The sequence below is a fragment of the Streptomyces griseocarneus genome, assembly GCF_014655595.1.
Classification (GTDB): domain Bacteria; phylum Actinomycetota; class Actinomycetes; order Streptomycetales; family Streptomycetaceae; genus Streptomyces; species Streptomyces griseocarneus.
Map to the genome: position 1 here is coordinate 735011 of NZ_BNBL01000001.1, position 24126 is coordinate 759136.

19 protein-coding genes are annotated in these 24126 nt (G+C 74.1%); 5 read left to right on the forward strand and 14 right to left on the reverse strand.

Annotation, left to right across the window (positions count from 1 at the left end; all coding sequences use genetic code 11):
• Nucleotides 1-164: 164 nt before the first annotated feature.
• The 3 genes from uvrA (at nt 165) to IE295_RS03185 (ending at nt 4778) form a co-directional block, all read left to right on the forward strand.
• Entirely contained in the window at nt 165-2555 is a 2391-nt protein-coding gene (gene uvrA / locus IE295_RS03175; RefSeq protein ID WP_190061841.1) for an excinuclease ABC subunit UvrA, read from the forward strand.
• Nucleotides 2556-2691: 136 nt separating this feature from the next.
• Nucleotides 2692-3876 (forward strand): FAD-dependent monooxygenase, encoded by a 1185-nt coding sequence (locus IE295_RS03180; RefSeq protein WP_190061842.1) that lies wholly within the window; start codon nt 2692-2694, stop codon nt 3874-3876.
• A 35-nt stretch (nt 3877-3911) separates the two neighbouring features.
• A complete protein-coding gene (locus IE295_RS03185) occupies nt 3912-4778 on the forward strand; it encodes an Fpg/Nei family DNA glycosylase (RefSeq protein WP_190061843.1) in 867 nt (288 codons plus the stop codon).
• Between the two features lie 37 nt (nt 4779-4815).
• Here IE295_RS03185 and IE295_RS03190 read toward each other — a convergent pair whose 3' ends face one another.
• The 4 genes from IE295_RS03190 to IE295_RS03205 form a co-directional block, all read right to left on the reverse strand.
• Complete coding sequence (locus tag IE295_RS03190; protein WP_190061844.1) at nt 4816-6258, reverse strand: amino acid permease; 1443 nt, start codon at nt 6256-6258, stop codon at nt 4816-4818.
• Between the two features lie 120 nt (nt 6259-6378).
• Complete coding sequence (locus tag IE295_RS03195; protein WP_190061845.1) at nt 6379-8748, reverse strand: GH92 family glycosyl hydrolase; 2370 nt, start codon at nt 8746-8748, stop codon at nt 6379-6381.
• A 150-nt stretch (nt 8749-8898) separates the two neighbouring features.
• On the reverse strand, nt 8899-9912 hold the full coding sequence (locus IE295_RS03200; RefSeq protein ID WP_190061846.1) for a phosphatidylinositol-specific phospholipase C domain-containing protein: 1014 nt from the start codon (nt 9910-9912) through the stop codon (nt 8899-8901).
• Nucleotides 9913-10027: 115 nt separating this feature from the next.
• Nucleotides 10028-13225, reverse strand: coding sequence for a bifunctional cytochrome P450/NADPH--P450 reductase (locus IE295_RS03205; protein WP_190061847.1), 3198 nt, complete (start codon nt 13223-13225; stop codon nt 10028-10030).
• Between the two features lie 123 nt (nt 13226-13348).
• On the opposite strand from IE295_RS03205, the gene IE295_RS03210 reads away from it, so the two are divergent.
• Complete coding sequence (locus IE295_RS03210; RefSeq protein ID WP_190061848.1) at nt 13349-13999, forward strand: helix-turn-helix transcriptional regulator; 651 nt, start codon at nt 13349-13351, stop codon at nt 13997-13999.
• Here the strand turns inward: IE295_RS03210 and IE295_RS03215 are convergent.
• The 4 genes from IE295_RS03215 to IE295_RS03230 form a co-directional block, all read right to left on the reverse strand.
• Nucleotides 13978-14712: a (2Fe-2S)-binding protein gene (locus IE295_RS03215; RefSeq protein ID WP_190061849.1), complete on the reverse strand. Its 735-nt coding sequence runs from the start codon at nt 14710-14712 to the stop codon at nt 13978-13980. The genes IE295_RS03210 and IE295_RS03215 overlap by 22 nt on opposite strands.
• A 42-nt stretch (nt 14713-14754) precedes the next feature.
• A complete protein-coding gene (gene rox / locus IE295_RS03220; RefSeq protein ID WP_190061850.1) occupies nt 14755-16194 on the reverse strand; it encodes a rifampin monooxygenase in 1440 nt (479 codons plus the stop codon).
• Nucleotides 16195-16357: 163 nt separating this feature from the next.
• Nucleotides 16358-17281 carry an RNA polymerase sigma-70 factor gene (locus IE295_RS03225; protein WP_190061851.1) on the reverse strand — a complete coding sequence of 308 codons (924 nt, stop codon included), beginning with the start codon at nt 17279-17281 and terminating at the stop codon, nt 16358-16360.
• Nucleotides 17282-17321: 40 nt separating this feature from the next.
• Nucleotides 17322-17795, reverse strand: coding sequence for a carboxymuconolactone decarboxylase family protein (locus IE295_RS03230; RefSeq protein ID WP_190061852.1), 474 nt, complete (start codon nt 17793-17795; stop codon nt 17322-17324).
• A gap of 207 nt (nt 17796-18002) precedes the next feature.
• Between IE295_RS03230 and IE295_RS03235 the strand changes: the two genes are divergently transcribed.
• Nucleotides 18003-18869, forward strand: a complete 867-nt coding sequence (locus IE295_RS03235) for an AraC family transcriptional regulator (RefSeq protein WP_190061853.1) — start codon at nt 18003-18005, stop codon at nt 18867-18869.
• Between the two features lie 81 nt (nt 18870-18950).
• Here IE295_RS03235 and IE295_RS03240 read toward each other — a convergent pair whose 3' ends face one another.
• Genes IE295_RS03240 through egtA form a run of 6 tightly spaced genes read right to left on the reverse strand, consistent with a single transcriptional unit; the run spans nt 18951 to nt 24118 of the window.
• A complete protein-coding gene (locus IE295_RS03240) occupies nt 18951-19166 on the reverse strand; it encodes a dodecin (RefSeq protein ID WP_190061854.1) in 216 nt (71 codons plus the stop codon).
• A 56-nt stretch (nt 19167-19222) separates the two neighbouring features.
• Nucleotides 19223-19699 (reverse strand): universal stress protein, encoded by a 477-nt coding sequence (locus IE295_RS03245; protein WP_224323218.1) that lies wholly within the window; start codon nt 19697-19699, stop codon nt 19223-19225.
• Between the two features lie 9 nt (nt 19700-19708).
• Nucleotides 19709-20695, reverse strand: a complete 987-nt coding sequence (gene egtD, locus IE295_RS03250) for an L-histidine N(alpha)-methyltransferase (protein WP_190061855.1) — start codon at nt 20693-20695, stop codon at nt 19709-19711.
• A complete protein-coding gene (egtC, locus tag IE295_RS03255) occupies nt 20692-21510 on the reverse strand; it encodes an ergothioneine biosynthesis protein EgtC (protein WP_190061856.1) in 819 nt (272 codons plus the stop codon). The genes egtD and egtC overlap by 4 nt, the downstream gene beginning before the upstream one ends.
• Nucleotides 21510-22841, reverse strand: a complete 1332-nt coding sequence (egtB, locus tag IE295_RS03260) for an ergothioneine biosynthesis protein EgtB (RefSeq protein ID WP_224323219.1) — start codon at nt 22839-22841, stop codon at nt 21510-21512. Before egtB ends, egtC begins: the two co-directional genes overlap by 1 nt.
• Nucleotides 22838-24118 carry an ergothioneine biosynthesis glutamate--cysteine ligase EgtA gene (gene egtA, locus IE295_RS03265; protein ID WP_190061857.1) on the reverse strand — a complete coding sequence of 427 codons (1281 nt, stop codon included), beginning with the start codon at nt 24116-24118 and terminating at the stop codon, nt 22838-22840. Before egtA ends, egtB begins: the two co-directional genes overlap by 4 nt.
• Nucleotides 24119-24126: the final 8 nt, after the last annotated feature.

Genomic DNA, 24126 nt, shown 5'->3' on the forward strand with positions numbered 1-24126 from the left:
TCCACTTCCACGGTTTCTCGCTCTGCCAGAGGGTGCATCGTGGCGCACACGCCCTGATCGCGTCAGCGTGTTGGGTCGTGATCACCCGTCCGTGGCGGCCACGGCGGCCCCGGGCCCCGGCGCGGAGCGCGGCCCGGGGGACGGGCATCCCTAGGATCGTGCACATGCACGACCCCTATGTCCGCGTGCGCGGAGCACGGACGCACAACCTCCAGGCCGTCGACGTCGACATTCCCCGCGACGCGCTCGTCGTCTTCACCGGCGTGTCCGGCTCCGGCAAGAGCTCGCTCGCCTTCGGCACCGTCTACGCCGAGGCACAGCGGCGGTACTTCGAGTCCGTCGCCCCCTACGCGCGCCGGCTCATCCACCAGGCCGGTGCGCCCGAGGTCGAGGAGATCTCCGGACTGCCGCCCGCCGTCGCGCTCGAGCAGCGGCGGTCGGCGCCGACGTCCCGTTCCTCCGTCGGCACGGTCACCACCCTCTCCAACTCCCTGCGCATGCTCTTCTCCCGCGCCGGCACCTATCCCGAGGGCGCGCGGCGGCTGGACTCGGACGCCTTCTCGCCCAACACCGCCGCCGGGGCCTGCCCGGAGTGCCACGGCCTGGGGCAGGTGCACCGGGTCACGGAGGAATCGCTCGTTCCCGACCCCTCGCTGTCCATCCGGGAGGGCGCGATCGCCGCCTGGCCGGGCGCCTGGCAGGGCAAGAATCTCCGCGACATCCTCGACGCGCTCGGCCACGACGTCGACCGGCCCTGGCGCGAGCTGCCCCAGGAGGAGCGCGACTGGATCCTGTTCACCGACGAGCAGCCCGTCGTCACCGTGCACCCGGTGCGGGAGGCGGAGCGCATCCAGCGGCCGTACAAGGGCACGTACATGAGCGCCCGCCGCTACGTCCTGCACACCTTCGCCGACTCCAAGAGCGCCGCGCTGCGGGCGAAGGCCGAGCGGCATCTGGTCAGCGGGCCCTGCCCGCGCTGCGGCGGGCGGAGGCTGCGGGCCGAGGCGCTGGCCGTCACGTTCGCCGGGCGGAACATCGCCGAGCTGACCGCCCTGCCGCTGACCGCGCTGGCCGCGACGCTGCGGGAGGCCGGCGGCGAGGGCGTGGCCGCCCCGCTCGCGCACGACCTGCTCGCCCGCATCGAGGTGCTCACCGAACTCGGCCTGGGCTACCTCGGCGTGGACCGCCCCACCCCCACCCTGTCCACCGGCGAGCTGCAGCGGCTGCGGCTCGCCACCCAGCTGCGCTCCGGGCTGTTCGGCGTGGTCTACGTCCTGGACGAGCCGTCCGCCGGACTGCACCCGGCCGACAGCGCCGCCCTGCTGACCGTCCTCGACCGGCTCAAGGCGGCCGGCAACTCGCTGTTCGTGGTCGAGCACCACATGGACGTCGTCCGCCGCGCCGACTGGATCGTCGACGTCGGGCCCGCGGCCGGCGAGCACGGCGGGCGGGTGCTCTACAGCGGCCCCGTCGACGGACTGGAACAGGTCGCGGACTCCGCGACCCGCCGGTTCGTCTTCCCCGGCGACGCGGCCCCCCGCGCCCGTACGCCCCGTAAGCCCTCCGGCGTGCTGCGGCTGCGCGGCGTCAGCCGGCACAACCTGCGCGACCTCGACGTGGAGGTGCCCCTGGGGGTCTTCACCGCCGTGACGGGAGTGTCGGGCTCGGGCAAGTCGACGCTGGTCGGCGAGGTGCTCGCGGACACCGTCGCGACACACCTGGACGGCGGCGGGGCGCTGTGGCACGCGGAGGGCCTCGAGGCCCTCGACCGGCTCGTGCGCGTCGACCAGAAGCCCATCGGCCGGACGCCGCGCTCCAACCTCGCCACCTACACCGGCCTGTTCGACGCCGTGCGCAAGGTCTTCGCGGCCACGGACGAGGCGCGCGCCCGCGGCTACGGCGCCGGCCGCTTCTCCTTCAACGTGCCGGCCGGGCGGTGCGAGGTCTGCCAGGGCGAGGGTTTCGTCGCGGTCGAGCTGCTCTTCCTGCCCGGGACGTACGCGCCGTGCACGGCCTGCCGGGGCGCCCGCTACAACCCCGAGACGCTGGAGGTGACCTACCGGGGAGCGAGCATCGCCGACGTCCTGGACCTGACCGTGGACGCGGCCGCCGGATTCCTCGCCGACGTGCCCGCCGCCGCGCGCGGCCTGCGCACCCTGCGGGACGTGGGCCTGGGCTATCTGCGCCTGGGCCAGCCCGCCACCGAGCTGTCCGGGGGCGAGGCGCAGCGCATCAAGCTCGCGACCGAACTCCAGCGCACCCACCGCGGCCACACCCTCTACGTCCTGGACGAGCCCACGACCGGACTGCACCCGGCCGACACCGAGGTGCTGCTGCGCCAGCTGCACGGCCTGGTCGAGGCGGGCAACTCCGTGGTGGTCGTCGAGCACGACATGGCCGTGGTGGCGGGCGCGGACCACGTCGTCGACCTCGGGCCGGGCGGGGGAGCCGGGGGCGGGCGCGTGGTGGCGGCCGGCTCCCCCCACGAGGTGGCGGCGGCCGCCGGGAGCGCCACGGCGCCCTACCTGGCACGGGAGCTGCGCGACGACCGGTAGCCGGGGAGGGCCGGACCAGGACTCTGGACGCGCCGTACTCCTTCTGGTTACGTCATGGGCAGATGTGCGATCGAACGGCTCGGCGACCGGGCGGCCGGGCGATCGCCTCCCACGCGCCGGGACGGAGCGGAGCGCCATGGTCCATGCCCTGATCATCGGCGGTGGCATCGCCGGACCCGTCACCGCGATGGCCCTGCGGCGGGCCGGCCTCGACGCCACGGTCTTCGAGGCCTACCCCCGCGGCGCCGACGACGCCGGCGCGTTCCTGGTCCTGTTCGCCAACGGGCTGGCGGCGCTGGCGGCCGTCGACGCCGACGGGCCGGTGCGCGCGTGCTCCTTCCCCTCCCGGACCGTCGAGTTCCTCGGCGACACGGGCGCGACGCTCGGCACGCGGCCCATCGCCGGCCCCGGCGACGGGCCGAGCCCGCGCACCCTCCCGCGCGCCGCCCTCCACCGCGCCCTGCGCGAGGAGGCCGTGCGGCGCGGCATCCCCGTCGCGTACGGCAAGCGCCTCGTCGGGACCGCCGCCGGCCCGCACGGGACGGTCACGGCGTTCTTCGCGGACGGCACCCGGGCCGAGGGCGACCTGATCGTCGGCGCCGACGGCATCCACTCCCGCACCCGCGCCCTGCTGGACCCCGCCGCGCCCGGTCCCCGCCACACCGGCCAGCTCACCGTCTGCGGCCGCACCCGCGACACCGGCCACCGCGTCCCGCCCGGCACCTACCGGATGATGTACGGGCGGCGGGGCTTCTTCGGCTGCACCACCGGACCCGACGGCACCACGTACTGGTTCGCCAACGTCCCCGGCGGGGAGCTGTCCGCGGCCGCGCTCGCCTCCCGCACCCCCGGCCGGTGGCGCCGCCACGTCGTCGAGGCGTTCGCCGACGACGGCACGCCCGCCGCCGCCATCGCCGCCGCCACCGGCGACGACATCGTCGGCTTGAACGTCTACGACATCCCCTCCACGCCCGTCTGGCACGACCACCACACCGTGCTCGTGGGCGACGCCGCCCACGCCACCGCGCCCAACGCCGCCCAGGGCGCCTCCATGGCCATCGAGGACGGCGTCGTGCTCGCCCGCTGCCTGCGCGACCTGCCCGACGCCGGGCGGGCCTTCGCCGCGTACGAGCGACTGCGGCGCGAGCGCGTCGAACGGGTCGTCGCCCTGAGCGCCGCCATGGCCGGACGCGTCGCCCGGAGCGCCGGGGAGCGGCGCGAGCGCGACGCCGACGTCGAGCGCGGCATGGCGCGGGACACCGCAGGCAGCACGGACTGGCTCACCGGCTACCGCATCGACTGGGACGCCCGCGTCCACTGAGTTGCCGCCCCGCGCCGCTGCGGCAGACTGGAGCCATGCCGGAGCTGCCGGAGGTCGAGGCCCTCGCCGGGTTCCTGACCGAGCACCTGGTGGGCCGCAGGGTCGAACGCGTCCTGCCCGCGGCCGTGAGCGTCCTCAAGACGTACGACCCGCCGCCGGACGCCCTCGAGGGGCGCACGGTGACGGCGGTGCGCCGGCACGGCAAGTTCCTGGACCTGGCCACCGGCGACGACGGCCCGCACCTGGTCTTCCACCTCGCCCGGGCCGGCTGGCTGCGCTGGCGCGAGAACCTGCCCGAGGCGCCCCCGAGCCCCGGCAAGGGCCCGCTGGCGCTGCGGGTGCGGCTGGCGGGGGGAGAGGGCTTCGACCTCACCGAGGCCGGCACGCGCAAGCGGCTGGCCGTGTACTGCGTGCGCGAGCCCTCCGACGTGCCCGGCATCGCCCGGCTGGGCCCCGACCCGCTCGCGCCCGGCTTCACCCTCGAGGCCTTCACCGGCCTGCTGCGCGGCGAACGACGTCAGGTCAAGGGAGTGCTGCGCGACCAGGGCGTGATCGCCGGGATCGGCAACGCCTACTCCGACGAGATCCTGCACGCGGCCCGCATGTCCCCCTTCAAGCTCGCGGCGACCCTCACGGACGCCGAGGCCGCCGGCCTCTACGAGGCGCTGGAGACGACGCTGCACGAGGCCGTCGAGCGCTCGCGCGGGCACGCGGCGGCCGAGCTGAAGGGGGAGAAGAAGACCGGGCTCAGGGTGCACGGCCGCACCGGGCAGCCCTGTCCGGTGTGCGGGGACACCATCCGCGAGGTGTCCTTCAGCGACTCCTCGCTGCAGTACTGCCCCACCTGCCAGACGGGCGGGAAGCCGCTGGCCGACCGGCGGCTGTCCCGCCTGCTGAAGTAGCCGAAGCAGGGGCCGTGGTGGCGGGAATCCCCGCCGGTCAGTCCCTCGGGATGCCCCGGGCGTCGGCGTGGGCCAGCTCCGAGTGCTTGTAGGAGTAGGCGAAGTACACCACCAGCCCGATCGCGAACCAGATGGCGAACCGCACCCACGTCTGCCACGCCAGATACGTGATCAGCCAGATCGACGCGGCGACCCCGATGCCGGGGACGACGGGCACGCCCGGGCAGCGGAACGAGCGCGGCAGGTCCGGCCTCCGGTAGCGCAGCACGATCACGGCGCTGCACACCACGGCGAAGGCCAGCAGAATGCCGATGTTGGTCAGCTCGGCCGCCTCGCCGATCGGCACGAAGCCCGCGATCAGCGCCGACGCCACGCCGACGATCCAGGTCACCCGGGTCGGCACGTGCCGCGTGGGGTGGGTGTGGGCGAACCACTTGGGCAGCAGCCCGTCGCGGCTCATCGCGAACCACACCCGGGTCACGCCCAGCATGAACGTGAACATCACGGTGAGGATGCCGATGATGGCGCCGACCGCGATGATGTCCGCGATGCCGCTCAGCCCCACCGCCTTGAAGGCGGTGGAGAAGCCGCTCTCCTTGTCGATCTCCGTGTAGGGCTGCATGCCCGTCAGCACCAGGCAGGCCAGGACGTAGAGCACCATCGAGATGGCGAGCGAGTACATGATCGCGCGGGGCATGTGCCGCTGGGCGTCCTTGGACTCCTCGGCCGCCGTCGACATCGCGTCGTAGCCGAACACCGCGAAGAAGACCGTCGCGGCCCCCGTGAAGGCGCCGCTGAGGCCGAAGGGGAAGAAGGGGGAGTAGTTGGAGCTCTTGACGTGGAAGAAGCCCACGATGACCACCAGGGCCACCACCAGGATCTTCAGCACCACGACCACGGTCTCGAACCGGGCCGCGTTCTTGATGCCCATGGTCAGCAGATAGGCGATCAGCAGGCACAGCACCGCGGCGAAGAGGTCCACCCGGTGCCCCTCGCCCGTCCCGGGCGCGCCCAGCATCCAGGAGGGCAGCTCGGCGTTCATCTCCCCGAGCAGGAAGTTGATGTAGCCCGAGATGCCGATGGCCACGACCGCGACGATCGCCGTGTACTCCAGCAGCAGGTCCCAGCCGATGAACCAGCCGCCGATCTCGCCGAGCACCGCGTAGCCGTAGGTGTACGCGGACCCGGCGCGCGGGATGAGGCCCGCGAACTCCGCGTAGGAGAAGGCGGCCGCCGCGCTCGCCACGCCCGCGATGAGGAAGGACACCAGCACGGCCGGGCCCGCCACGCCGTTGGCGATGGTGCCCGCGAGGCTGAAGATGCCCGCGCCGATGATGCCGCCGACACCGATGGCGGTCAGCTGCCACAGACCCAGGGTGCGGGTCAGATGCTCGCCGTGCGCCTCGGTCTCCTCCGCCTCCTCGATCGTCTCGATCGGTTTGCGGCGCCATACGCCCTGCCCCGTCCCGAGCTCTGCCATGGCCTGTCCTCTCGTCGGCTCTGAGGGCGGCTCGCCCCTGGACAAATAGCCGCGAATCCCGCCCATCATGGCCGAGCCGGGGCGACGACGGAAGGCGCCGCCCCGCACCCGCCGCGCGGATCAGCCGATGGCGGGCGGCACCGACCGGGCGCCCGTTCCCCACCCGGACGGCTTCGGCCCGACCGTGAACTCCAGCCGCTCGCCGCGCCGGATGTCGTCCGTCGTCAGGTACGTGCGCTCGTGCGCCGCGCCGTCGAGGCGCACCGAGCGCACGTACCGCTCCCGGTCCGAGGTGCCCGGGGCGCTGACCGCGAACCGGCCCTTGGGGTACCACCGCCGGTCCAGCCGCAGGTCGACCCGGTCGAAGACGGGCGTGCTCAGGCCCCACACGTCCGCCCCCGGCTGCACCGGGTACACGCCGATGGCCGACAGCACCATCCACGCCGACATCGTGCCCAGGTCGTCGTTGCCGGTCATCCCGGTCGGCGAGTCCGTGAAGAGCGTGAGCGCGGCGTGCACCACGTCCGTGGTCTTCCACGGCCTGCCGGTGGAGAGGTAGGTGTACGGGGCGATGAGGTCCGGCTCGTTCTGCGGGTTGTACTTGTCCGCGTTGTAGTAGTCGTACGGGCCGTTGACCCACACCTGGCGCGCGGTGCGCTCCGGGTCGGCGAGCAGCCTGTCGTAGGCGAAGAAGGAGTCCAGCCGCTTCTCCGTCGCCTCCCGCCCGCCCAGCAGCCCCACCAGGCCCGGCAGGTCCTGGGGCACCAGCCACTGGTACTGCCAGGCCGTGCCCTCGTGGAAGCCGGGGCTGCGTGCCGGGTCGGCCGGCCCGGTGAAGGCGCCGTCGGCGCCCCGGGGCCGGAAGAAGCCCGTCTTGCGGTCGAAGAGCACGCGGTAGTTGCGGGAGCGGGCGGCGTAGCGCCGGGCGTCGGCGTGGTGGCCCAGCTCCCGGGCCATCCGGGCGAGCACCCCGTCGGCCAGCGCGTACTCCAGGGTGGCGGAGGCGCCCTCGTGGAAGTCGGAGTCGCCGGGCTTGGGCCGGGCCCGGTCGGGCAGGTACGGGACGTAGCCGTCGCGCACGTACTGCTCGTTGCCCTCCCGGCCGACGAACGGCGAGATGGACGGCGGCACCCCGTCCGCGTTCTTCTTCAGCACGCGGTAGGCCTCCTCCTCGTGGCCCGTGAGCAGCCCGTGGTGGAAGGCGTTGGTGAGGTACGGCGTCACCGGGTCACCGGTCATGATGTTGGTCTCGACCGGGCCGTAGCCCCACTTGGGCAGCCAGCCGGCGTCCGCGTCGATCCGCAGCACCGACAGCGCCATGTCCCGCGACTCGCGCGGCGCCAGCAGGGCCAGCAGCTGCGCCTGGGTGCGGTAGGTGTCCCACAGCGACCAGTTCTGGTAGTACGTGAAGCCCTTGGCGCGGTGGATCCGCTGGTCCCAGCCGGTGTAGCGGCCGTCGACGTCACTGCCGACGTTGGGGGCGAGGAAGGAGCGGTAGAGGGACGAGTAGAAGGTCCGGCGCAGCGTCCGGCCGCCGCCGCGGACCGCCACGTCGCCCAGCCGCCGCTCCCACGCATCGCGCGCCGCCTCGACCGTACGGTCGAAGCCGGCCTCCTCCGCCCGCAGGTTGGCTGCCGCGCCCGCCGCGTCGACGTAGCTGATGGCGGTGCTGGCCTCCACGACCCGGTCGTCGGTGGTGTCGAAGCGCACCCAGGCGCCGTTGCGGGTGAGCGAGGTGGAGGCCCGCGAGCCCCGGTTCAGCCCGTCGCCGTTCCAGGTGCCGAAGGAGGAGAACGGCCGGTCGAAGCGGGTGAGGGTGTGCAGGGTGTACGGGCGGGTGTCCTGGCAGAAGCCACGGCCGGTGATGGTGGTGCGGATGGTGCGGTCGTCGACGATCTGGACGCTGCTGGAGACCGTCCGGTGCAGCGACTGACCGGTGTTGAAGAGGACGTTGGCCTTCTCGGTGGCGGGGAAGGTGTAGCGCTGCCGCCCGGTGCGGGCGGTCGCGCTCAGCTCGGCGGTGATCCCGCCGTACGAGCCCAGCCGCACCCGGTAGTAGCCGGGCCGGGCGGTCTCGTCGCGGTGGCTGAAGGCCGCGGCGTACCGGGCGTTGTCCGTGCTCTCCACCTCACCCGTGGTGGGCAGCACGGGCAGGTCGCCGCCGATGCGGCAGCCCACGCCGGACAGGTGCACGGTGCTGAAGCCGCGGATGCGGTCGTCCTTGTAGTCGTAGCCGGTGTTGTGCCCGGTGTCGGGGGAGAACTGCACCATGCCGAAGGGCACGGCGGCCCCGGGGAAGGTGTTGCCCTCGTTCTGGGTGCCGATGAAGGGGTTGACCAGGCGGGTGAGCCCGCCGGCGGCCGCGTCCGGTGCCGCGGGGGCGGCGGGCGCCGCCGGCGGCGCGAGCGCGGTGGAGCCCAGCACCGCCAGGAGGGCGAGTGCGGCCGCGCCGGTGCGGCGCGGCAGTGGGTGTACGGTCCGTCGTCTCATGCGGCCACGCCCCTCGGCTGACGTCCTGTCAGCGCAGAGGCTCGCCCGGGGCGTGGGGGGAGTCAAGGATGCGGCGGATGGTGGGCGTGGTGTTCCGGACAGGCGGGGGCGCCCGTTCGGGGGACACGCCCCCGCCCGGCCCGGCGGCCGTCAGCCGCGCGGGACCACCATGGACAGCACCCGCGGCAGCGGGTACCAGTCGGCGGTGGCGAAGCTCGCGTGGGTGCGGGCCATGAGGGAGACGCGGTCGCGGGCCTGGCCCTCCGTCGGGCGGGTGACGTCGATGGCCGGCGGCACCTTGTGGGCGTCCGTCATGACGACGAGGTAGTGGCGGCTGTCGTACCAGCCGGTGTCGATGCCGCCCTTGGCGTACGTGGCCGCGTCGCCGTCGAAGAGGACGAACCAGGGGCGGATGGTGGTGTCGGCGTAGCGCGTGCGGGGGTCGCCGGGGGCGGCGCCGTGGACGGCCGGGAAGGCGGCGGCCTGGCGGAGGCGGCCGGCGGCGGCGAGGTCGCGCAGGTGGGTGGCGTACTCGCGGTCGGTCCACAGCCTGTCCGCGGGGTTGCCCTCCTCCACCGTGCCGGGGATGAGCTCGACCACGAACTTGCCCGCCAGCGCGGACCGGCCGGGCCAGCCGCCGGCCCGTACCGCCTCGTCCAGGGAGGCGTGCTTGCCCATGAGGTCGGCGGGGCGGTAGAGGGCGTCGCCGAGCCTGGCCGTGAGCAGGGCGTCCAGCTCGGCGGGGCCGCGCCCGCTGTCGGCGTTGAAGCCGTCCTTCATCTCGACCTTGAGCAGGACCGGCCGGTGGCCGGGGTTGGCGTCGTGCCAGGCGCGGATGTCGGCGAGGCAGCCGGACAGCGGCTGGTTGCGCGTCCCGGTCCGCAGCCGGGCCGCCGAGGTCGCGCCCTCGCAGTTGTTGTCGTTGCTCAGCGGCTTGGCGTGCGAGACGCGGAACGCCCGGCCGCCGAAGCCGTTGGTCCACACGTCCAGTTCGAGCAGGCCCGCGCCGGAGTCGAGGGCGTCGGCGAAGTAGGGGTACTTGGCCCGGTCGTAGGCGTTGTGGACGCCGACCGAGGTCGTGGCGCCGTACGACGGCGAGGGCTCGGCGCCCGCCGGGGCCGCCGGTACGGCCAGGGCGGCGGCCGCCGCCACGACCGCTGTCATCGTTCTCCGTATGGCCGTACGCATGGCCCCCACCGCTCCCCTGTCACTGCTGTTACGAACGATGAGCAGGGTACGGGAGTTGACGGAGCGGCAGGGGCTCGGGGCGGCAACGGGCTCAGCCGGCCGCGTACACGTCCTCGACGTAGCGGCCCGCGTCGGTGAGCTCGCGCAGCCAGGCGTCGGCCGCGCGGGCGTCGGCGCCGGTCCGGCGGGCGTACAGATCGCGCAGGGCGGCCCGTACGCCCGGAGCCATGCGGGCGCCGTCACCACACACGTACACCCGCGCCCCCGACTCCAGCAGCGACCACAGCTCGTCCCCCTCGGCCGCCATCCGGTGCTGGACGAACGGGCCGCCCGGACCGTCGGCGGTGCTGAACGCCGGGCGCAGCGAGACCGCGCCCGCCTCCTGGGCCGCGTGCAGTTCGGCGGAGTGCAGGAAGTCGGCGTCGGGCGCGTCGCAGCCGAAGTACAGCAGGGCCGGTGCGAGGGCGGTGCCCGCCGCGGCGAGCGCGACGCGGTCGGCGACCGTGCCGCGGAAGGGGGCGAGGCCCGTGCCGGCGGCGACCATGACGACCGGGGTCCGCTCGTGGCCGGTGACCCGGAACGCCTCGCGGCACGGCTGGACGCGGGCGAGGACGGTGTCGCCCGGGCGCAGTCCGGCGAGGTGGTTCGAGGCGGTGCCCAGGAAGCGGCCGCGGCCGGAGCGGGCGGGGGCGTCCAGGACGGAGACCATCAGGTCCACCTGGCCCGGACCGGCGGCCGGCGAGGAGGAGATGGAGTAGTGCCGGGGGCGCATCGGCGGCAGCAGCTCGAGCAGGTCCGCCGGGCCGAGGACGCCGCGCAGGGCGGGGTGGTCCTCGATGAGGTCCAGCGTCGTGCGCGGGTCGTCGGCGCCCACGGCCCGCAGGGCGGCCTGCTCGGGCGGGCAGGGGTTGCGGTCGGCCAGGGCCCGCAGCTGACGGGCGGTGGGACGGCGGCTCAGCTCCAGGTGGTGGGCGAGGAGTTCGCGGACGGTCAGCGGGCCGTCCACCGGCAGCACGTCGCCTCCGGCGCGGCGCGGTGCGATGGCGAGGACCGTGCCGGGGTCCGTCCCGAAGAGCCGGGCCGCGCGGTCCATGAGGGCGGGGTCGTTGACGGGCAGCACCGTCAGGTGGTCGGCGGTGCGGTAGTCCGTCCCCTCGGGCAGCGCGAGGCGCAGGAAGCGCTTGACGCGCGGGTGGTCCGGGGCCGTGAGGTCGTACGCCTCGGTGACCGTCATGGCCGTCAGGTCGTGGCGCGCGGCCAGGGCGGCGAGCGGGCCGCCGCCGGTGACCTCGGTGACGGTGTACGCCGGGCCGTCGTCGGGGGCGTCGCCGGTGCCGGCCGCGCCCACGGTCGCCGGGTCGCCGTAGCGCTCCATCAGCGCCCGGCGCAGCGCCCGGGTGAACTCCTCGACCGTGCCCGTCAGGTCGCCCGAGGCGTCGGCCTCGGCGCGGGGCAGCAGCCGGGTGCCGCCTAGGGCCTCGAGGCGCTCGTCGAGGAGGGTTGGGACGCGCTGGTAGGTGGCCGCCCAGTTGCGGTCGCCGATGCCGAGCACGGCGTAGTGGACGCCGTCGGCCGCGCCGGGCGCGGCGGTGTGCTCGGCCCAGCGGGCGAAGCCGGCGGCGTCGTCCGTGGGGCGGCCGTTGTAGGAGGCGGCGACCACGACGACCGGTCCGTCGGCGGGCAGCGCCCCGGCGCGCTCGTCCAGCGGCGCGACCGTGGCGTCGAAGCCGAGCCGGGCGGCCTCGCCGGCGAGGCCGTGGGCCAGGTCGCGGCAGGTGCCGTAGTTGGAGCCGTGCAGGATCAGCAGGCCGGTGCCCTGGCGGGCGCGGGCGGGCAGCGCGGTCTCGGCGGCGGCCTCGGCGCGCGCGGGCGAGGCCCCCGGCAGCGCCGCGCGCAGGGCGAGCCGGTCGGCGGAGGTGCGGCGGGCCAGCGTGAGCGTGAAGCCGTCGGGCTTGAGGGTGAGGGTCTCCTTGACGCGCAGCGTGTAGCCGGCGCTGTCGATGAAGCGGTAGCGGTGCACCAGCAGGCCGAGCAGCATGGTGGCCTCGTGCAGGGCGAACTGCCGTCCTATGCAGGCGCGCTCGCCGGTGCCGAAGGGCTTGTAGGCGTGCGGGGAGCGGGCCGCCTCGGCCTCGGGGGCGAAGCGCGTGGGGTCGAACAGCTCGGGGTTGTCGCCCCAGGCCGGGTCGCGGTGGAGCATCGGGGTGAGGACGGTGACGCCCTCGCCGGCGCGCAGCGGGTAGCGGCCGCCGAGCAGGGTGTCCTCGCGGGCCTCGCGGGCGAAGGCCGCCGCCGTGGGCCACAGCCGCAGCGCCTCATTGAGGACCTGCCGGATCCAGCGCAGCCGCCCGACGTCCTCGAACGTCGGCTCGGGGTCGGCGTCGTCGCCCCACAGCTCGTCGGTCTCGCGCTGGGCGAGGCGGAGGGCGACGGGGTCCTTGAGCAGGTGGTGGAGGGCGAAGGACAGGGCGCCGGAGGTGGTCTCGTGCCCGGCGATGAGGAAGGTGATGACCTGGTTGCGGATGTTGGCGGCGTCGAGCGTGGTGCCGTCGGCCGGGTGCGGGGCGCCGAGCATGAGGCCGAGCAGGTCGTCGGTCCGGGTGTCGCCGGACGCGGTCCGGGCGCCCACCACGTCGTCCACGACGGTGGCGAGGAAGGCGGCGTCGGCGCGGAAGGCCTCGTCCTCGGCCAAGTGGTCGCCGTCGGGGTCGCGGCCCAGCCGGTTCATGCTCCAGTCCAGGCAGCGGACCATGGCGGCGACGAAGGGGTGGTGCTCCTCGCCCCGGGCGAACGACTCGAAGTCGTAGCCGAAGCCGGCGAGGCCGATGGTGTCGAGCGTCATGCGCGTCATGTCCTCGGCGACGTCGACGGCCGAGCCCCGGGCCAGGCGGGCGTCCCACGCGTCGATGAGGCGGCGGGCGACCGTGAACATGGCCGGGTGGTAGGCGCGCATCGAGCCGAGGGCGAAGGCGGGCAGCAGGATGTCGTGCGCCTTGGCCCAGTTGGGTTCGTGGTTGTAGGCGGTGAAGAGCCCGTCGGCGGTGAACTCGCGGACGTTCTCCAGGGCCGGGCCGACGTGCTTGGTGAAGCGTTCCTCGTCGGCGAGTTCGGTGACGAGGTCGAGCGAGGTGACGAAGAGCCGGTCCGTGCCGTGCAGCCGGCGCCGGAAGACGGGCCCGTGCCGCCGGGCCAGCCGCATCGCCTGCTGCAGGGGGGTGTCGGTGGCGCCGACGGCCGAGACGTCCACGAGGGGGACGGCCGCCACCTGTTCCGAAGTCGCATGGTTCATGCGTCCAGCCTGGCCGCCCCGCGCCGGGCCGCCCGGTGCGATCACTGCATGATTGTGCAGTGACGCGCGGCGCGGCGCTCTTGCGCCCGTGCCGGGCACCGTACGAGCGAGGGGGCGGGCACCGTGAACAGGGAGGAGTACTTCGCGTGGCGCAACTACTTCCTGGTGCTGCTCGACCGTCTCCCCATCCCCGTCGCGGTCTGCACGGCGAACGGTGAGGTGACGGTGGCCAATCCCGCCATGGCGGCCGAGTGGGGAACCGTGCCGGGGCAGGTGCGCGGCCGCAATCTGCTGGACCTCTTCCGCCCCAGCCACAGCGCCGCCGCCCAGCTCGGCCGGCTCACCGAGGCCCTGCGCCTGGGCCGGCGGTCCCGGTACACCATCGACGTCCGCTGGCAGGCGGGCGCGGGCGGGGCCGAGCGCGCGGGCGAGCTGCTGGTCGACCCGGTGGGCGAGGCGTCGCTGGCCTATCCCTTGCTGCTGGCCGTGCTGCGGGTACGGGCCGAGGCGCCGCCCCCGGAGCCGGCGGCGGAGGTCAGCGAGGTGGAGGGCAGGATCCTGGCGCTGGCGGCGGCGGGGTCGAAGACGGCGGCCATCGGCAAGGCGGTCGGGCTGACCGTGGACGGCGTCAACTACCACCTCACGCGGCTCACGCGCCGCTGGCGGGTGCCGAACCGTACGGCGCTGGTGGCGAAGGCGTACGTGCTGGGGGTGCTGGTCCCCGGCGCGTGGCCGCCTGAGTTCGCGGGCGGTCAGCGGTCGCGCGGCGGGTGACGCAGCACGCAGTCGCCGCACAGGCCGCCGCCGGGCACCCGGTAGTACAGGCAGCAGGTGCCGCGCTCGAAGGAGACGCCACCCGGGCCGCACGTCAGCGTCCCGGTGTCGCGCAGCAGCGGGTCCTCGAACAGGGCCCGGGCCAGGGCGAGCGCGCGGGCGGCGTCCTGGGGCCGGCCCCGCTCCCGGCACCAGGTGTGCAGGACGCGCAGGGAGCCCGCGAGGGAGGAGCCGGCGTTGCCCCACAGCAGCCGGGCGGAGACCGGAGTGGCGGCGCGAGTGGCCCCATGCAGCGGCACGAGCAGCCCGTGCAGGACGCCGGCCGCGATCGGCGCGGCCTGCGGCGCCGGTCCGGCCGGCTCCGCCGCGGCGGCGGGCAGGGCCGTCGCCGCGGGCAGCCACAGGTCGTCCGGCGCGCTGCGGGCGGGGTGCCAGCGCAGGCCCCCGCCCGTCAGGTCGGGCACCCGCCCGGTGAGCACCGCCGAGCCGAGGCCGATGGACAGCAGCCGCCCGGCGACGCCCTGGAAGGCGACGGACGCCGCCACGCGCCGGTCCGCCGTCCCCAGCCGTTCGGCCACGACCGCCACGCGGAGCCGCATGGCCTCCGCGCCGAGCGGAAGGTAGTCCTCCGCGCCGGCGGGGACGTCGTCGGGCGAGTCGCCGACGCGCAGGTCGAAGAACGGCCCGACGGCGGCGAGTTCACGTAGGCGCATGGCCGGGCGGTTCCTTCATCCGGGTGGCGTAGTGCCCCGACTCTACTCAGCCGCTCGGCCGGCGGCGGCGCCGAACCACTGGGGCAGGCTGCCGAGCAGATCCTGCTGGTCCTCACCGGCCCACGCCACGTGGCCGTCCGGCCGCAGCAGCACCGCCGGCACGTCCAGTTCCTCGCTGCCGTCGACGACGTGGTCGACCCGGTCCTCCCAGCCCGCCACCGAGAGCCGGCCGGTCCGGTCGAGCAGCAGCCCGCGGCCGCCGCGCATCAGCTCGTAGAGACGGCCCTGCTTCAGCTCCAGGTCCCGCATCCGCCGGCCGAGCAGGTCGTGGCCCTCGCCGAAGTCGTAGCGGACCCCGACCGCGGTGACCATCCCGGTCACGTACGCGTTCACCTCCTCGAAGTCCATCAGCTTCGAGAACAGCTCCCGCAGCGCGGTCGCACCCGGATCGGTTCCCATCAGCGTGATCTGCGCGCGGGTGTTCTCCAGCACGGCGGCGCCCACCGGGTGCCGTTCGGCGTGGTAGCTGTCCAGCAGCCCCTCCGGCGCCCAGCCGTTGACCGCGGCGGCCAGCTTCCAGCCGAGGTTGAAGGCGTCCTGCACGCCGAGGTTCATCCCCTGTCCGCCGGTCGGCGGGTGGATGTGCGCCGCGTCGCCGGCCAGCAGCACCCGGCCGACCCGGTAGCGCTCGGCCTGCCGGGTGGCGTCGCCGAACCGGGACAGCCAGCGCGGCGAGTGCACGCCGAAGTCGGTGCCGGCGAACGCCCGCAGCTGCTTCTTGAAGTCCTCGAGGGTCGGCTCGGCCCTACGGTCCTCGGACACGCCGTCGGCGGGCACGATGACGCGGTACACCCCGTCCTTCTGGGGGACGAGGCCGAACCGCTTCTGGGTCTTGTTGACTTCCGTGACGATGGCGGCGACCTTCTCCGGGTCCTCGGTCACCTCCATCTCGCCCAGCAGCGTCTCGACCGTGGCGGGCTCGCCGGGGAAACCGACGCCGAGCAGTTTGCGCACCGTGCTGCGGCCGCCGTCGGCCCCGACGAGGTAGCGCGAGCGCAGCTCCGTGCCGTCCGCCAGCTCGACGGTCACCCCGTCCTCGTCCTGCTTCAGCCCGACCACTTCGCAGCCGCGCCGGATCTCGGTGCCGAGTTCGAGCGCACGCTCGTTGAGCAGCCGCTCGCTGACCGGCTGCGGGGTGGCGAGGCCGTACGCGTGAGCCGTGTCCAGCCGGTCCGGCCACGGCTTCATGATGCCGCCGAAGAGGCCGCCGACCTGGAACTTCTCACTGACCGCGAGGAACCGGTCCAGCATGCCGCGCTGGTCCATCATCTCGACGCTGCGGGCGTGCAGGCCCTGCCCGCGGGACTGCCTGGTCGGCTCCGCGAGCTTCTCCAGCACGACCGTTCGCACCCCGGCGAGCCGCAGCTCGCAAGCGAGCATCAACCCGGTCGGTCCGCCGCCGGCAACGATCACGTCGATCATCAAATCACCATCTCCAAAGGATCTTGCTTAGGCCGGTGATTCTGCAGCACGACGGGGGCCTTGCCGCAAGGCCCCCAGTGCGCTATATGTTGAGAGTGGAAAGGAGCGAGTAGCCCCTTTCCTTTTTCTTTTTGCCGTCTGAGTGCCGTCGGAGCCGTCGCCGCTAGGCCGTGGGCCGGCGTGCCTGCCTCAGCTCGCGGTGGATCGCCCAGGCGTCCGCCACGGGGCCCACGTGCCCGAGCTTGTCGGGGTTGATCACCGATCGGATCGTCTGGATCCGCCCGTCGAGCACATCGAGGACCATGGCGTGGAGCACCTTGCCGTCCCGGTCGCGGAAGATCGCGCCCGGCTGGCCGTTGACCTCGTGCGGCTCGAAGGTCACGTCGATCCGGATCAGCCAGGGGAAGACGGAGGCGAGCAGCCGGGCCACGTTCTCCACGCCCATGATGGCCCTGGCCCACTGCGGGGTCTTGCCGCCGCCGTCGCCGACCATCGACACGTCGGCGGCGAGCAGTTCCCGCAGGCCGCCGACGTCGCCCTCGCGGAGGGCGTCGAAGAACCGCGACGCCAGTTCCTGCCGCTCCTGACGGTCCGCCGCGAAGCGCGGCCGCCCGGCCTCCATGTGCCGCCGCGCCCGCACCAGCAGCTGCCGGCACGCCGCCTCCGACCGCCCCACCGCCGTGGCGATCTCGTCGAACCCGAAGCCGAACACCTCCCGCAGCACGAACACCGCCCGCTCCAGCGGGCTGAGCCGCTCCAGCAACAGCAGCGCCGCCATCGACACCGAGTCGGCCAGCTCCACCGACCGCGCCGGATCCTCATAGGGGTCGGCGAGCAGCGGCTCGGGGAACCACGGGCCCACGTACTCCTCCCGCCGCACCCGCGCGGAGCGCAGCACATCGATCGAGATCCGCGTCACCGCGGCCGACAGGAAGGCCTTGGTCGACGTGGGCCGGGTCGACGAGCCGTCGAAGCGCAGCCATGTCTCCTGCACCGCGTCCTCAGCCTCACCCACACTGCCCAGAATCCGGTAGGCGATCGAAAACAGCAGCGGCCGCAGCTCCTCGAACTCCTCGACCTTGCTCACGTCGAATTCCCTTTCCTCGAAAGCCGGTTGCCGGTGTCGCTCAGTGGAGCTGCCCGGGCTCGTAGTCGCCGGCCGGCTGCCGGGTGATGATGTTCAGCCGGTTCGCCATGTTCATGAAGGATATGAGGAGCGTCAGGGCGCCGAGCTGGTCCTCGTCGTAGTGCCCGGCGGCACGCGCCCACACCTCGTCACCGACCCCGCCGGCCGCGTCCGCGACCCGGGTCCCCTCCTCCGCCAGCTCCAGCGCGGCACGCTCGGCCTCGGTGAAGACCGTGGCCTCCCGCCACGCCGCGACCAGGTTCAGCCGCACCGGGGTCTCGCCCGCGGCGGCGGCCTCCTTGGTGTGCATGTCGATGCAGAAGGCGCAGCCGTTGATCTGGCTCACGCGCAGCGCCACCAGCTCCTGCGTCGCGGCCGGCAGCGGCGAGTCCTTGAGCGCCTTGACCGCCGACATGAAGTGCCTGAGGGCCTTGCCGGCGGTCGGGGTGGCGAGGAAGTCCAGTCGCGCGTCCATGGTGTGCTCCTGTGTGGTCGTCAGTGGCTACACCCCCTGAGACGAGGTGGCCCGACCCCCTGTGACATGGGCGAATGTGACCTGCGTCTCCCGGCGGACGGGGCAGCCGGCCGCGTCCCGCCGCACCCGACAGGACCGGGCACAGGATGTCGGGTGCGGCAGGGTGGGCCCTTCCTAATGTGGTGATCGAAAGGGAAGGAGGCCGCGGTGCTGGAGCGGCTCAACCAGGCCATGGAGCACATCGAGGCCCGGCTCGATCAGCGGATCGAGACGGCCGACCTGGCGCGGATCGCGATGACGTCGGAGTACCACTTCCGGCGGCTGTTCTCCGCGCTGGCCGGGATTCCGCTGTCGGAGTACATCCGGCGCAGGCGGCTCACGGTCGCCGGTGCCGAGGTGCTGGCCGGGGAGCGGACGCTGCTGGAGGTCGCGGTGCGGTACGGCTACACCTCGGGGGAGGCGTTCGCGCGGGCGTTCCGCGGGATGCACGGCGTCGGCCCCGGCGAGGCCAGGCGGTCCGGTGCGAGTCTGCGCTCCCAGCCACGGCTGTCCTTCCGTCTCACCGTAGAAGGGAGCAGCAGCATGCGATACCGGATCGTGGAGAAGGAGGAGTTCCGTGTGGTCGGAAGGAAGGCACGCGTCCCCCTCGTGCACGAGGGGGTGAACCCGGCGATCGCCGACTTCATCCGAAGCCTCGGACAGGAAACCCTGGAGCGCATACACAGCCTGTCCGACCAGGAGCCGGAGGGGATCGTCTCGGTGAGCGACCGGCTGGACGACAGCCGCGCCGAGGGCACCGAACTCGACTACTACCACGGCGCGGTGACGCGCGCCGCCGTGCCCGAGGACATGGAGGCGCTCACCGTCCCGGCCGGGATGTGGGCCGTCTTCGAGAGCTCCGGGCCGTTCCCGCAGGCGCTGCAGTACATGTGGCGGGACGTCTTCACCCAGTGGTTCCCGTCCAACCCCTACCGCAGCCGGCCGGGCCCCGAGATCCTGCGGACCAGGCTGTCGCAGGACGCGGCACAGGCGGACGCGGAACTGTGGATCCCCGTGGAGCGGACGGCGCTGTGAGGCGGCGGTGCGCGGCGGCCCCGTGGCCGCCGCGCACCGCGGGCACGGACCGGTCGCCCGAAGGCCGCGCGGGGACGGCTCCTAATCGCCGTCCTCCAGCCGGAAGCCGACCTTCAGGCCCACTTGGTAGTGGCCGATCCGCCCGTCGACGAGGTGTCCTCTGATCTGGGTGACCTCGAACCAGTCGAGCTCGCGCAGCGTCTGGGACGCGCGCTCGATCCCGTTGCGAATGGCCTCGTCCACGCCGTTCGGGGACGAGCCGACGATCTCGGTCACACGGTAGGTGTGGTTGGACATGAGCCCACCGTGCCCCACCGCGGGCGGGTGCGCGAGGCGGGTGGGCCGGGCGGGGGCTACGGCACCACCGTCACCGGCCAGCGCCCCGCCTTCACCAGGCGTACCGCCACCGAGCCGATGATGCGGTGCCCCGCCTGTTCGGAGGCGCCGACGATCACCGCGTCGGCCTTCAGCTCGTCGGCCGCGCGGACCAGGCCCGCGTACGGGTCGCCCCGGAAGGTGTGGAAGCGCCAGCGCATCTCGAAGACGCCGCGCAGCTGTTCGGCGGTCTCGCGGATCTCGGCCAGCAGTTCCCCGGCGACCTCTTCGGTCATCTCCGCGACGGGCGCGCCCAGGGCGGCGCTGCCGGCGAGGACCGGCTGGACGTAGACGATCGCGAGCAGGGCGTTCTGGCGGCGGGCCAGGCCCGCGGCGTAGGCGGCGGCCCGCCAGGAGGTGTCCGAGCCGTCGACACCGACGACGATGACCTTGGGGCCGTCGGTGCCGCGCTCGAAGCCGGTCGGCAGGCTGCCGTTGTGGGTGTCCTCGTTCACACGGGGAGGCTAACCGGCGTGGAAGGGGTGCGGCGCCGGCACCGCCAGGGACAGCGCGAAGCGGCCCTGTTCGTCGGTCCACCAGTGGGTGAGCTCCAGGCCGGCGGCCGCGAGCTCCCGCCGCACGCCCTCCTGGCGGAACTTCGCGGAGACCTCCGTGCGCAGCTCCTCGCCCTCCTCGAAGTGCGCCGCGAGGTCCAGCGCGGGGATCTTCGCCACCACGGGCCTGCGGGCCCGCAGCCGCATCTCGATCCACTCCCGCCGGGCGTCCCACAGGGCCACGTGGTCGAAGTCGTCCGGGTCGAAGTCGGCGCCCAGCTCGCGGTTGATGACGGACAGGACGTTCTTGTTGAAGGCGGCGGTCACGCCCGCGGCGTCGTCGTAGGCGGGTACGAGCACGCCCGCGTCCTTGACCAGGTCGGTGCCCAGCAGGAGCGCGTCGCCGGGGGAGAGGCGGGAGCGCAGGCCGGCCAGGAAGGTGGCCCGCTCGGGCGGGAGGAGGTTGCCGATCGTGCCGCCGAGGAAGGCGACCAGGCGCGGCCCCGGCAGGTCCTTCGGCAGGGCGAGGCCGTACTGGAAGTCGGCGACGAGGGCGTGCACGGTCAGCGCCGGGTGCTCGGCCAGCAGCGTCGCGGCGGCGCCCCGCAGGGCGCTCTCGCTGACGTCGACCGGGACGTAGGCCTCCAGGCCGGACAGGGCCTCGATCAGGTGACGGGTCTTGTCCGAGGAGCCCGAGCCCAGTTCCACCAGCGTGCGGGCGCGGGTGGCGGCGGCGATGTCGCCGGCGCGCGCGATGAGGATCTCGCGCTCGGCACGGGTGGGGTAGTACTCCGGCAGCAGGGTGATCTCGTCGAACAGCTCGCTGCCCCGGGCGTCGTAGAACCACTTCGGCGGGAGCACCTTGGGCGAGCGGGTCAGGCCCTCGGAGACGTCCGCGCGCAGCGCGGCGGCCGTCGCGTCGAGGGGAAGGGTGCGGGTGAGGACGAACGGGCTCACTGAACGGGCTCCTTGCGCGGGAATTCCGGGGGATGCGGGGGACGGCGCGGCGGTCGCGGGGAGTGCGGCGGCACCAGCGGGGAGACGCCGACGCCCGAGCGGTCGGCGGTCAGGAGGCTGCGGTCGGGGACCCGTCTCCAGCGGGGGTCGTCGTCGTACGGCTCGGACGCCACGACCGTGCGCTCCCGGCCGCCGCCCGCGAGGTACCACAGGGAGTCGCCCCACGCGGTGGCGGCGACGGCGGCTCCGTCGGTCAGCAGCAGGTTGAGGGTCGAGCCCGGCGCGGCCTGGATCAGCGTCGTCACCGTCCCGGCCAGCGCCGGGCCGAGGCCCTCGCCGCCCAGCAGCCGCTGCTCGACCAGCGCCCAGACGAATGCGGAGTCGCTGCGCGCCGTCAGCCGCAGCAGCGCCTCGGGCGGCAGCAGGGTGATCAGCGGTGCCGCCGAGCCCGGCCAGCCCTTCAGCGCGCCGTTGTGGCTGAACAGCCAGGGCCCGCCGGCGAAGGGGGCCGTCGCGGCCTCCTGGTCCGCGCTGCGGAGGGTCGCGTCGCGGACCGCCGCGAGCAGCGCCCGGGTCCTGACGACCCGGGCGATGTCGGCGAACGACTCGTCGCCCCAGATGGGACCGGCCCGGCGGTAGCGCGCGGGCCGCGGGTCCCCCGGCGCGTACCAGCCGACGCCGAAGCCGTCCGCGTTGACCGTGCCGCTCGCCATGCTGCGCGGCGCCCAGGACTGGTGGACGAGGGAGTGCGGGGGCTCCACCAGTGTTTCGGCGAGCGGGGCGTCCGGCCCCAGGACCGCGATGTGACGGCACATCAGGAGGGTTCCGCGTCGCGTGCGGTGCGGAAGCCGGAGAAGATCTGCCGCCGGACCGGCAGGTCCCAGTTGCGGAACGTCCCCCGGCAGGCCACCGGGTCCACGGCGAAGGACCCGCCGCGCAGGACCTTGTGCCGGTCGCCGAAGAAGACCTCGGAGTACTCGCGGTAGGGGAAGGCGCGGAAGCCGGGATACGGAAGGAAGTCGCTGGACGTCCACTCCCACACGTCCCCGATCAGCTGCCGCACCCCCCGCCGCGAGGCGCCGCGCGCATAGGCGCCGACGGGCGCCGGGCGCAGGTGCCGCTGGCCGAGGTTGGCGTGCTCGGGGGTGGGGTCCTCGTCGCCCCACGGATAGCGCAGGGAGCGGCCGGAGACCGGGTCGTGGCGGGCGGCCTTCTCCCACTCCGCCTCCGTGGGCAGCCGCCGCCCCGCCCATGCCGCGTACGCTTCGGCCTCGTACCAGCTGACGTGCAGCACCGGCTCGGCCTCGGGCACGGGCTCCACGACGCCGAACCGCCGGCGCACCCACGCGGTGCCCTCGCGCCGCCAGAACAGCGGTGCGGCGAGGGAGTGCCGGCGCACCTGCTCCCAGCCCTCCGGGTGCCACCAGCGGGGGTTGTCGTAGCCGCCGTCCTGGATGAAGCGCAGGTAGGCGCCGTTGCTGACCGGCAGCGTGTCGATGAAGAAGGCCGGTACGAAGCGCGGGTGGGCGGGGCGTTCGTTGTCCAGCGCCCAGGGCTCGGCGGACGTGCCCATCGTGAAGGGTCCGCCCTCGACGAGGACCTCCGCCGGCAACAGGGCGGTGTCCGGCGCGGCGGGCGGCGGCTCGGGGGCGGTGAGGGCGGCCGGGCCCCGGCGCAGCTGATGGGTGATCAGCATGGTCTCGTCGTGCTGCTGTTCGTGCTGGGCGATCATGCCGAACGCGAAGCTCGACTCCACCAGCGGGCCGCCGCCGTGCGCCGGCGTGGCGTCCAGCACGTCCAGGACCCTGCTGCGGACGTCCGCGACGTAGGCCCGCGCCTCCTTCGGCGTCAGCAGCGGCAGCGAGGGCCGTTCGGCGCGGGGGTGCTCGAAGGCGTCGTACACGGAGTCGATCGCGGGGCGCAGCGGCTCCTGCCCGGCCACCGCGCGCAGCAGCCACTGCTCCTCCTGGTTGCCGATGTGCCCGAGGTCCCACACCAGGGGGGACATCAGCGGCGAGTGCTGGGCGGTCAGCTCGCGCTCGTCGACACAGCCGGTCAGCAGGCGGGTGCGCTCGCGAGCGCCGATCAGGGCGCTCGCGGCGCGCTCCCGAAGCCCGCCGGGGTCCGGCATCGGGGCGGCGGTCATGGGCGGACCTCCCCGCCCGCGACCTTGTCGAGCAGGTCGTCCGCGGGACACCGGCCGCGTTCGACGTACCGGGCGGCGAACTCGTCGACGGCGTCGAGCACCGCCGTCCGTGCGCCGAGCCGGGGCAGTGCCTCGCGGGCGGCCGCGAAGCAGACCGTGGCCGCGGCGTGCAGCTCGGGGTCGGCCATGCCGTGCCGGGCCGCCCTGCGCCACAGGGCGTTGCGCGGCGGCGGCTGCGAGCTCGGCGCGTCCCCCAGGCCCTTGACGGCCAGCAGGGCGGTCTCCGCCGCCGAGGGGTCGTCGAAGAGCGCGGCGGTCACAGCGAGCGGCACGATCCAGCCGTCGTCCCCGGGCTGCGCGTCGATCATGCGCAGCTCCAGGTGGCCCCGGGGCCTTATCGGTGGGAACAGCGTGGTCAGGTGGTAGGCCACGTCGTCGGTGGTGGCCGGCCGCGGCAGGCCCGTGCGGGTCCACTGGCGCAGGGCCAGCCCCCGCTGTACGGCCCAGGGCTCGCTCTCGGACCGTATGAACATCACATTGGCGTCGAGTGCGTACTCCGCCCAGGCCGCCCGCGGGTCGAGGTCGTCGACCGGGGCCAGGGTGCGGCCGGGGTCCATGCGCGCGTAGCAGGCCTGCCGGCTGGATCGCCAGCCGCTGGGACGGCCCAGGTGCAGCGGGGAGTTGGCGAAGGCTGCGGAGAGCACCGCGCCCAGCTGGTGGGCCAGCCGCCAGCGCCGCCGGTACCACTGCGGCCCGGGCTCCTCCTGCCCGGCGTCCACGCAGACCTGCACGGACGCGGTACGGCACATGACGTTGCGCCCGGCGCCGTTGATCCGGTCGTAGTAGATCTCCATGGCGTTGTAGCGGGAGTTGCTCCGCACGCGCGGGGGTTCGTACCACGGCTCCTTGCCGTACCCCGCGAGGACGAGGTCCAGCTCGCGCAGGACCGGGCGGGCCAGGGCGAGGTCGGCGGAGAGGTCGTCGACGCACGCGGTGAGGGACTCCGCGGGCTGGGAGCTGAACTCCAGCTGGCCGCCGGGCTCGACCGTGAACACCGACCGCAGCGGGAGCGCTCCCACCCGATCGGCGGCGGCCGCCAGACGGTGCGGGGCCACGGGACGAGCGGGGTCGTGCGCGTCGTGGACGAGCCATTCCAGCTCGGCACCCAGAAGGCGGGGCGGCCCGGTCTTGAAGCAGATGCCCCGCACGTACGCGTCGGCTTCCGACTCGCCGACCGGCCTGGTGAGGCCTTCCTTGTCAGCAAAGCATTCGGTCACGCTTGCTA